The sequence below is a fragment of the Fluviicola sp. genome (genome assembly GCF_039596355.1).
In the GTDB taxonomy this organism is placed as follows: domain Bacteria; phylum Bacteroidota; class Bacteroidia; order Flavobacteriales_D; family Crocinitomicaceae; genus Fluviicola.
Window position 1 is genome coordinate 187,547 of record NZ_JBCNJW010000009.1, and the last position, 11,521, is coordinate 199,067.

Sequence of the window (11,521 nt, forward strand, 5' to 3'; positions counted from 1 at the left end):
AGACCGCCTCATCAAATCAGGGAGCGGGAGAAATGAAGCAGGTATCTAATGGTGGGAAAGCTGATAAAGCCACTGTTTATGCAGCACCGCGAACCAATACCAAATTTGCGATGCCCGGGGGTCCGGATCAGCCGGAAACTGGCCGGTTTACTCCCATTGGTGCGGATAAGTTGGTAGACCTGTTTTCGGGAGACCTTTCATACAACATCCCGCTTTTGGATGTGGACGGCTATCCGATAAACCTGGCCTACAGCGCAGGTATCGGGATGGAACAGGAAGCTTCTTGGGTAGGTTTGGGATGGAACCTGAACCCCGGGGTGATCAACCGACATATGCGCGGTATTCCCGACGATTTTAATGGTGTAGACCAGATAACCCAAGAGTATAGCCAGAAACCAAACTGGACGGTGGGAACCTCGGTTGGCGTAAATTTCGAACTATACTCGTTTAACCTAACGCAACAAAGTAGTTCGGGCAGTGACAGTGCTGTTGGGGGTGGTTCGGTTAACCTTTCCCTAAAACTGGGGATGGAATACAACAACTATACGGGCTTTGGCTCAGATTTTTCGATAGGGCCATCATTCAGTATCGCTAAAAAAATAGGATTGAACGTTGGACAGGAGTTTACAGGCAGCAGCCAAGGCGGAGCGACCATCGGAACTTATGCCAGCCTTTTTGACGGTATGGAAAGAGGGGCCAAAGTGACCAATAAATTGACCATTGGCTCATCTTTTAATTCAAGACAGGGCCTACAGCAGCTTTCGGTGAATTTTTCGAGGGAACATTTTGTGAAAAACTCAAATTGGTACAGCAATTTGGGAAAAGACCAGCGAATGGTAGGCCGTGAACGTGTAGGAAGCAGTCTGGGGTCAAGTTACAATTTTGGTATGTCGAGTTTCGTACCATCGATCCCATTTGATACCAAAGCTAATTCATTTACGGCACGCTTTAAGCTGGGGCCCGACGCTGTGGGCAGTGACCCGGCTGTTTCGTTTACCGGCTTCTTTTCTAAGAGCAGCCTGACCAGCAAAAGCAAAACATTGGCCGCTTTCGGTTACAGCAACCTGGAAAAAGGGCAGTTGAACAACAATGCAATGCTGGATTTCAACCGCGAGAACAATTCGAGCTTTACCAAGAACACACCTGCACTTCCCATCCCGTATCTGATGTACGATATTTTCTCGGTAAGTGGCCAAGGTGTTGGAGGTAGCTACCGCATGGACAGAAAAGATATCGGGTACGTATTTGATCCGGAGATTTCGAGTTCTTCCAATTCGTACACCGTTGGTGGTGAAGTAGGTTTGGGAGCGACTTTCAAGGCTGGGGTCGATGTTGGCGCGGTATTTACCAGTGGTAGTTCCGGAGCATGGACCGACGGAAACGATGCGGCGAGAAACGTGCGCTTTATCAGCACGGCCAATTATTTCCGGGATGCATCCGAATTGGCCTACGATGAAAGTGATGCCGAATTCCAGAATATTGCCGGTGAGAAAGCTGCTTATTTCCCTTTGAACGGTGTCAAAAAGCTATCGAACTCATTGCAGACTGATGCCGGAAATTCCTACAGTATCAACAATAATAAAAGCTTGAAATTTCGCCAGAACCAGCCACTGACCAATTTAACGATTGCTGAGGTGAAAAATGGCTTTGGAATTAACAGGCTACCTGCAAATGCCTATGCCAATACCCAGGCGGGCATTTCGCATCATACCGGAGCGTTCACCGTAACTAAAATGGACGGTTCCAGATATTACTACGGGCTTCCGGCATACAGCCGCGTACAGAAAAATGTCTCCTTTGCGATGGGTGACGGAAAAGAAGCCGGTCCCGTTCCAAATTGGGATACGCATCTTGTTGATTACACTTCACAGGATGCATCTATCGCAAACAATCGCGGGTTGGACAACCACTACAATGCACAGACCATTCCGGCATATTCCCATTCATTTTTGCTCACCTCTGTTTTGAGCAGTGATTATGTAGATAGCGACCAAACCCCAGGACCAAGTAAGGGAGATTTGGGAAGTTACGTGGAGTTCAGATACAAGCAGGTACAGCAATACAAGTGGAGAAACCCAGTCAATCAGGCAAAAGCATTCCACGATCGAGGATTGAATGCTGATCCCACGGATGATAAAGCGAACTACATCTACGGTGAAAAGGAGCTTTGGTACCTTGATACGGTAAAAACCAAAAACCATATTTTGGTTTTCCATACTTCGGATCGCAGGGATGCCGTATCGGTGAACGATGAAGCGGGAGGTCTATCGGCCTCCAATTCAAAAATGCAGAAACTGGATAGTTTGAAACTGTATTCGCGACCGGATTTTGAAGCAAACGGTTCCAATGCAACTGCATTGAAGGTTGTTCATTTTGTGTACGACTACAATTTGTGCAACAACTATCCGGGAAACCTGGATGCGGCTTCGTCCGATACGACAAAGAGCGGAAAGCTGACTTTGAAAAGTGTTTACTTCACGTACGAGAAATCCTACCGTGGTGAGCGTGCTCCATATCAGTTCATGTATGATTATAACCCACCTTACAGCGCCTACAGTATAGATCGCTGGGGAACCTATAAACCAAATGCGACCGGACTTTCCGGAGATGAGCGTACCGATCCTTTGACCAATTCAGATTTCCCCTATGTTGGGAACAACAAGGCTAACAGTGACAAGTGGGCATCTGCCTGGAACCTGAGCCGTATCAAACTGCCAACGGGAGCTATGACGGAAATCATCTATGAAGCCGATGACTATGCTTTTGTTCAGCACAAACGTGCGAAACAGATGTTCAAGATCGTGCATGTGGAAGGCTGTTCGGAAAACAGATGTTCCATTAGTAATGACGATAACAAGAACCGGCGATTGTATTTCGAGATGGTTCCGGGAACTAGCATCAAGGACTATGTGGAAGTTGGAAATACCATATATTTCAAGGCCCTGCTTTCCATGGACAAAGACCAGGATCACTTTGACTATGTTCCGGGGTATGCCGTGGTTGAAGAGATCGGAACAGATGGAGCGTATGGTTTTGTGAAGTTGAAACCGGCAAAATTAAAGGATGCTGAAACGGCAGCCTACAATCCCATTGCCGTAGCCGGAGTACAGTTTGCACGAAATTATCTTTCGCGCCTTATACCACCGTCCAACCAGGCAAACCCGCAAGATGAGAGCAGTAGCTTTCTTGATGTTGCCAGTTCGCTTATTGGAGCTTTTGCCTCATATGGTGAATTGTTTACCGGGCCGAATAAACCCCTCTGGAACAAAGAAATCGGAACGATCATGATTGCCAATAAGAGCTGGATCCGCCTAGATAACCCAAATTATTCCAAGTTGGGGGGAGGGCACCGCGTCAAGGAAGTCCGTACCTATGACAACTGGGACCAAATGGTTGCTAGTGGAACGCAGAGCTACTACGGACAGCAATATCAATATAATTTTGATGGAAGATCAAGTGGTGTGGCTAGTTATGAACCGCAGATCGGTGGAGAGGAGAACGTGTGGCGTACCTATGTTGCCAACGACATTAAACTGACTTTGGCACCGGATGTTCGAAACTACATGGAAACACCATTTGGAGAGCAGTTCTTCCCGACGCCGATGGTGGGGTACAGTAAGGTATTGGTGAAGAACCTCGAACGGGCAGGCGTAAAGAAAACGGCTACCGGTCACACAACAAACGAATTCTATACGGCACGTGACTTTCCTACCATTGTAGAGCGTACCGATGTTCACAACAAACCGCGCAAGTTCAACCTCAATTTGATGCTATATGCCAAAGCAGAGGATATGATGGCGGCAAGTCAGGGTTTTGTAGTTGAGGGCAACGACATGCATGGAAAGCCAAAGGCAGTGCGCATTTTCGCCGAGGGACAAAGCGAAGCCTATTCTTCGGTTGAATACCATTATCAGCATACTCCGCAGGTCATTGACGGAATTGCGGCAAACCACCTTAATAATGACATAACAGTCATTACTCCCTCCGGATCGGTGAAGAAGGTTGTAGTTGGTCGAACCTATGAAGCGGTAGCGGATTTCCGGGAGAACAAATCCCGCATGAAATCAGGAAATATTGGGATCAACCTCAATTTCACCATGCCGTTTATCCTTGTACCGATGATTTTGGGCGCCAACTATTCCGAATCAAAAACGGAATTCAGAAGTGCCGTTTTTGCAAAGACGATTGAGCGAAAGGGTATTTTGAACAGGGTGGTAGCCGAAGACTATAAAGCAAGGGTGGAAACGGAAAACCTGGCCTACGATGCTGAAACCGGAGAAGTATTACTGACTTCGGCCAACAATGGTTTCAGGGATACGGTTTATAATTTTTCCTATCCGGCGCACTGGATCTATGACCGTATGGGACAGGCCTACAAGAACCTGGGCTATACATCAACTGTGTCTAAAACGTTCAGTGACGGCTACACCAACGGTTTTACCAGTTCAAATCTGGTAGAGGGTGATGAAGTGATGGTGGTTCAATCCGGAAATTTCGTCAAGGGCTGGGTAACTGAAGTTGGGGTGCAGGGAGTTCGCATCCTGAAAAAGGACGGAACGCCGTTTGAAGGAACGGTTTCTTATCTGAAAGTAATCCGGTCCGGAAACCGAAACCTGCAGTCTGCGGCAGTTGGAACGGTTACCCTGATGAAAAACCCGCTCATGACGTTCTCTGGAAACATCTTGGACGAAGTTTTGACGGCACAGGGCGTCGAATACGGCAACACCTGGAGAACATTCTGCAACTGCAATGATTCGCTTATCGCAAATCCATATGTTGCCGGGTCCAAGGGCAACTGGAACCCGAAGGCAACTTACCTGCACCTGAGCGATCGTACGCAGACCTTTGAGAACAACAATACCAACATCCGAAGGGATGGTTTGATGAAATCGTTTAGTCCGCTCTTCCGTTTGAACAATGGTATTTGGTCTATCAATAAGGAAAACTGGACCCATACTTCCGAAGTATCTGACTTCAGCCCGTTCGGCCAGCCTCTGGAGAATGTCGATGCGCTGAAGCGGTATTCCAATGAACAGTTTGGTTATAACCAAACACTTTCGGTAGCTGCCACTGCCAACGCCATGCGTAAACAAGCTGGTTCTGACAACTTCGAAGACTACGGTTACGGAAGCTGTGCAGATGACCACTTCCGCTTTGGAACCGGTGCAAATATTACCAGTAGCGATGCGCACACTGGGAAGTATAGCCTGCAGGTAAGTTCGGGGGCTCCGGTGTTTTTGCAGAAGCAATTGGTGGAAGCTTGTGATACCGAAGCGTCATGTGATTTTTCCAGATACATCACACAAACAGATACACAGACCACGATCAGGGTAATGGATGTTGAAGGCATGACGATGTCTTACGAAATTCTTTATGGATCACCAGCTCCGGTAATATCGGAAGTTCCGGGAGGGATTTCCCTAAGCTTCGGCGGCTCCGGAGCATTCAAGGTCGAAGTCAAACTGATGAAGAGCAACGGTTGTATGACGGTAGTTCCGGTCACGCAGCTTTAGTAAACAAACTAATAAAATGCAAATGAAAAAGATCATTCTATATATGTTATTGACCGGAGTTCAGGGGCTGGCTCTTGCGCAGCAGAGTTCCTTGTCTGTCTATAATAGCTGTGTGACGGCTGCCAAGGTCTGTACCAGCAAACAGGTCACAACGACCTCGACGCCAGATCAGGCCATATGCCTGGGTTCCATCCAGCCACAGTACTTTAAGTTCCACATGGCAACATCAGGTAATATTGCGCTGAACACATATGCACATACCGGCACATATACCTTGTACGGCCCTATGGCAACGCTTGGTATTGCTTCCTGTGAGCAGATTTCACTGGGACAGGTAAACCAGGTTTCGGGAAACCTATCAGGATCCATCGCGATACCGCACGGTGAAGGCTATTATTTGTTGCGTGTAAACCCTACCAACTGCATCGGTACCGGAGACAATTATAGGGTAGATGTGAATGTTTCGGCCAATCATGCAACATGTGACGAAGTTGCCGAATGCAAGGATTGTCTTAGTTCTTTTTCTCCCAGCCCTGGAAAATACCTTGTATCGGCCTGGGTGAAAGGCGAAGTGGCGCACAAAAATACAAGCTACCAGAACCCGGGTATTTCCGTTGCGTTCGAAGGGGCAACGGACAGTTCCTACTTTCTGCCATCGGGATTGATTATCGATGATTGGCAACGAATTGACGGAATGATCACGGTTCCGATTGGGGCAACAGATATCCGCATCGGTCTTTATTGTGCATCAGGCAGCTGCTTATTTGACGATATCCGTTTTGTTCCCGTAGACGGAAGTATGGTTTCCTATGTATATGACCCGGTAAGGCTAAGATTGGTGGCCCAGTTGGATGAACGTAATTACGCGACGCTTTATGAATATGATGAGCAGGGCAGATTGATCAGGACCAAGCAGGAAACCGAACGCGGAATAATGACTATTACAGAATCACGGAATAATATTTTCAACAAATGAAAAAGTTAATAATCATCATGTTATGTCCGCTCCTTGGATTTTCTCAAAGTGAGTGGGAGAAAGTGGACGCAAAGCTGTTCATGGATTTGATCCGTGAATATGAGCAATCGGTTTCGTCCAACGAAAACTACTCGCTCGAAACAGGGTACCGTATCTACAACGACTACAAGGATGTGCAGCCCGTGCAGTCTTTTGAAGGGAAATTGATCTGTCGCGCAGGAAAGGAACTGAATGTTTGCCAAATGGGGCAATTGATGATCCAGGATGCATCTATCAATATTTCCTTGGACACTGCTGCAAAACAGCTGTTGGTGCAGAAGGCGGACCCGTCATTTTTTTATCGGAAGACCCTACAGGATTACAGCACCTTTTTGGAAATGACCGAAATGGTCTATAGGAAGAAAATGAGCAATAACACTGTATTCCAACTTCAGTTGAAGAAGGGAAATCCATATCATTCGATGGAATTCACATTTTCGGACAAGAATTTCATATCCCAGATCGTGATATACAGCAACCAGCCATATTACGAAGAAGGGGACACCTACTCGGGGGCCAGGGCTAAGATTGTATTGGATTTCAAAAATTTCAAAAAAGGTAAAGCTGTAGATATGGCCCATTTCCTGACCGTGAAAGATTATATCGTGATCAAGGATGGCCTTTTGGTACCAGCGGCAGGTTACAAAGATTTCGAAGTGATTGATTTAAGAAACTAGCAGATTATGAACAAGTACTTTTTACAACTCATATTTTTAGCCCTGGTGGCAACCTTTCTGGGGCATGGAAATGCTTTTGCCGGAAGGGGCGACAAAACCAAGTCGATCCATACTCCGGTTGGTGGCTCACCTGTAAAGATAGGCGAAGCGACTTCCAGGGACACTATTGCTCTTGATGCTTTGGCTACTGACCAAAGGGATTATTCCGTACGGAACCGTGTCAGTTTCGGAGTTGATATTCATTATCCAGAATATGTGCCAGGCCCACAGTTGGTGCAGATCTCTGTACACGTTAAGCGTTGGGACGTTCACAGCAACCCGATGTCTGATATCGATATTAAGCTGGATATTGCTTATTTTCATACTGATACAGTACATTCGCGGATCCTGAGCGATTACGAATTTACCGACGCATATAAGATGATGTTCCGCATTGATACCATCTGGGTAGACGGATCGCTGACCAGTACGTTCCCAAAAAACCTTTTCCTGCAGGGAGATATTTTTGTAGAGCGATATAGCACCCTTTCTATTTCAGAGATGGGAATAAATGCAATAAAATTCTTGGACAAGGATTGCGATGAGAACAAAGATGGTCTACGCTTTGCGTGGAAACCACATTATGGGGCAGAGATGTACCAGCTTGAATTCTTGCATGTTTCCAACTATGGCACGGACGGAACGACCCAAAACCCTGCCGACCTTCAATATGACTTTGGTCATAATTCAACCCGTATAGAGACCAGCAATACCTTTTATGAAATCCCGCTGATTTTTGACCGCGGATGGATCGCCTACAGGGTCAGACCAGTTGGCGTTGATATAAACGATCCAGAGCATCTCATCTTCGGTGAGTGGACCACTATTGCCGAATTGGGGACAGTATCAAGTTTGAATGCCAATTGCAAGATCGAGATCACGGATGCCGAATTACATTCCAGAACAGTGAACTGGCAGTATTCGGCCAGTTATGCAGAGCAGGGAAAGCGTAAAGAGGCCATCAGTTATTTTGATGGTACCCTTCGAAGTCGACAAGCGGTTACGAAAATTAATACGGAGAAAAATGTGATTGTTGCAGAAACATTCTATGACCATCAGGGCCGGCCTGCGGTGAATGTGATGCCGGTGCCGGTTGAGTTTCCTTCCTGTGAAAAAGATGGCGAACCGGTGATCAAGTATTATGAGAACTTTAACCAGAACGATAAAGGTGACCCTTATGATAAAATCAATTTCGATCTGGATTATGATGGTAACTGCCAATTAAGTGCCGGAGCAATGAATATTAAAAACGGTGCTTCCCGTTACTATTCTCCCGATAATCCAAACCAGAATTTGCAACAGGCCTATCTTCCGGATGCGAAAGGTTATCCATTCGTCCACACAGTATATGCCCCTGATAATACGGGGCGCGTGGTAAGCCAGGGTGGTGTAGGACCGGATTTCCAGATTGGGACAGGCAAGGAGACGCGTATGGTCTACAGCAACCCCAACCAGCTGGAATTGAACCGAATGTTTGGTTCAGAGGTAGGATATAAGGAGCACTACCAGAAAAACCTGGTGATCGATGCTAACGGACAAGTTTCTATTTCCTACCTGGACGGCGATGGAAAGGTCATTGCGACTGCCTTGGCAGGTGATCCGCCAACGAACCTGCAGGCAATAGCGGCTCCAGAAGCCCAAGCTTTGGAAGTGAACCTCATTGCACCGGATGGCTCAGATCAGGTAATCGACCATTTGGCAAATACCATTACTTTTTCAACATCCTTTTCGCTTTCAGCTCCTTCTGATGTAGTGGTTGATTACGATTTTGTGACCTTCCCGATGACGGATTCCTGTCTCACGGAGATCTGTGTGGATTGTGTGTATGACCTGGAACTGAGCGTGAAAAATGAGTGCGGGGATAACCTGCTTTCAGCGGATGTACAGCACAAGACCATCGGGAATTTCCAATTGGATGGAACCGGAAACTATGTATTCCATACACACTGTACGGACTCTACGGCATTTTCATCGCAGGAAACGGTAACGCTTCCGATCGGGAAATACGTCGTATCAAAGAAATTGTCGATCCGGGAAGATGCTTTGAATGCCTACCTGGCATTGACCGATTCCAGCGAATGTGTGCTGAGCTACCAGGATTTCCTGGATGCGGCTTTGCAGCAAGTCGATTCTTCCGCATGTCTGATTGATTGCGACAACTGCCTGGAACAATTGGGAACGCTGGCTGATTTTATCGGCAACGGACACGGAACTTCCGGAGACTATTACGCACGGGTGCAGGAATGCAAGGAATTGTGCCAGGACCGTGTGAGCGATTGCCAGATGTACCTGACGATGCTGCAACTGGATATGTCTCCGGGCGGACAGTATGCAGAATACCTGAATCCTTCCACTGCTACATTGGATTTGACGATTCCGTTATCGCTGTTCAATACCAACAACCACCTGCCGAATGCATCGGCGAGCTGGAGAAACCCGGTTTTGGAGACTGCAACCGGGACACAGAACGTCTACCTGGACGCTTCCGGACAACGCTCTAAAATCTATCTTTCGGAAGATCCTGCCAACCCGGGAACTTACCTGCCGGCACCGTTGAACAGTTCTGTCGTACAATATGACGCATTGGCCGGAGCATACTTTGTATACCCGGAACAACTCTTGTCCGTTGTGGATTTCATTGACAACTTCGAGCAGTCTTGGGGCTTGTCCCTGGTGAAATATCACCCGGAATATTGTTATTACCAATCCTGCATCCAATACGAAAACAAACACACAGAAACAGATGCGTTTAGCAGTAGTTCTTTCGATAACTTACTATTGAACACGAATACCTTTGCACAAGCACAGGCCTACGGGTTTGTTACTTCCGGCGGGCTTCCGTCTGGTTGGTTCGAACCTACAGGTTCCAATCCAACCGACTCAATAAAACCATGGGATCCGTTCGTATTCTACAGCGGTGATTTCGAAGCGGGAATTTGTACGGGCCTGGCGTCTCAATTGAGCACAAAATACAGTCAGTTCCAATACCAGTTCGGACAGTGGTACTCAATGGCCGAAATAGCGGCTTACACTGCAAGATGTGGTTCCGCTGCTCCTTCCATGCCGTCAGCTGACTGTTACAATTTTGGACAATTGTATAACGGTGTGCTCGACACCACCATTCTGAATAGCGAATGGAGCATCCTGAAGGCGTTGTATCTAAGTGCCAAACAAAGATTGCAACAGGAACTGGCAACTTGTAAGGCTGTGGCTTATTGTGATGCATACAATAATTGTATCGGAAACGCGGGCTATACCCCGTTCCCGGTATTCGGTGCTATCCAGTTATCTCCTACAACTAAATATTACCCTTTCCTGGATAATTCTCAGCCTTGTTCTGTGTTCACTTCCCAATTTTACCGCTACAAAACCAAGCGTTTCAGTGATCACGACGATGCGTTGCAGGAAACTGCCAACAGTACGGCATACGAATTATACCTGCAGACGGGGCAATGCCCTACTGCATTTACGTTGCAGCATTTATTGAATGAGCTGGCTCAGAATAATCACCTGACTTCCGTTTCCTTCAACCTGAGCAGTACCTCCTACCTGGCGGCTTTGTTCCAGGCAAACAATGCTTACTACAATCCGGGAACAATGCCGTCTCTGACGTATACTGCAACAACGACTTCCAATACCATTACGGCAAACTGGAATGACGGAACCTCCAACCTGGCAACACTGACGTTGAACAAGACAGGTTCACAAACATGGTCGCAGGTAACCGGATTGGTGAACCTGTATGCGACGGGTGAGCATACCTTTACGGCCGAGGCGACCTATTTGGATGTAGTGAATTCCACGATCCAGGTGTTTCCGGTGACGGGAAGCTTGTCTTACTTTAAACTCGACGGCTGTACCTTCGAACAGGAGTGTACATCCAACCAATTGGCACTGGATCTGACAACGGTATTCAATGTGCTGAACATGGATGGAAACCTGGGCTTGTCAACTCCGGTTGATCTGGCAAATTACAGCTCTGCTTCCATTGGAAGTACGATTAGTTTGGCATCGCTTTACATGCAGAATGCATCAAATTCCGGAACCGGATTACGCATTGTTACACCGGTAGCGGATGTGTTCCGTATTTACGGTTCATCTGCGGGTTCAACAGATGGTTTATACATTCGATTTACCACTATTCCGCCTACGATCACTTCTGCCATTACCAGCTTTGAGCCGATCAAATCTACCGGGAATTATTCCTTTGAGATGATTGCCAACCAGACGATCGGTTACCCGGCAACGATTTCCGGGGTGATGTACCAAATTCACAA

At 47.0% G+C, this 11,521-nt stretch carries 4 protein-coding genes; all 4 read left to right on the top strand.

Features of this window, described 5'->3' with window-relative positions:
• Positions 1–32: 32 nt before the first annotated feature.
• Positions 33–5,513, top strand: a complete 5,481-nt coding sequence (locus ABDV94_RS15895; protein ID WP_343748194.1) for a hypothetical protein — start codon at positions 33–35, stop codon at positions 5,511–5,513.
• A 22-nt stretch (positions 5,514–5,535) separates the two neighbouring features.
• The gene (locus ABDV94_RS15900) at positions 5,536–6,489 is read left to right on the top strand and encodes a hypothetical protein (RefSeq protein ID WP_343748195.1); all 954 of its coding nucleotides are present in this window, start codon (positions 5,536–5,538) and stop codon (positions 6,487–6,489) included.
• Entirely contained in the window at positions 6,486–7,205 is a 720-nt protein-coding gene (locus tag ABDV94_RS15905) for a hypothetical protein (protein WP_343748196.1), read from the top strand. The genes ABDV94_RS15900 and ABDV94_RS15905 overlap by 4 nt, the downstream gene beginning before the upstream one ends.
• A 6-nt stretch (positions 7,206–7,211) precedes the next feature.
• A partial coding sequence (locus ABDV94_RS15910; protein WP_343748197.1) for a hypothetical protein occupies positions 7,212–11,521 on the top strand: 4,310 nt, incomplete at its 3' end.

Coding starts and splice junctions, on each gene's coding strand:
- ABDV94_RS15905 (WP_343748196.1), top strand. CDS start 6,486: ATGAAAAAGTTAATAATCATCATGTTATGTCCGCTCCTTGGATTTTCT.
- ABDV94_RS15895 (WP_343748194.1), top strand. CDS start 33: ATGAAGCAGGTATCTAATGGTGGGAAAGCTGATAAAGCCACTGTTTAT.
- ABDV94_RS15900 (WP_343748195.1), top strand. CDS start 5,536: ATGAAAAAGATCATTCTATATATGTTATTGACCGGAGTTCAGGGGCTG.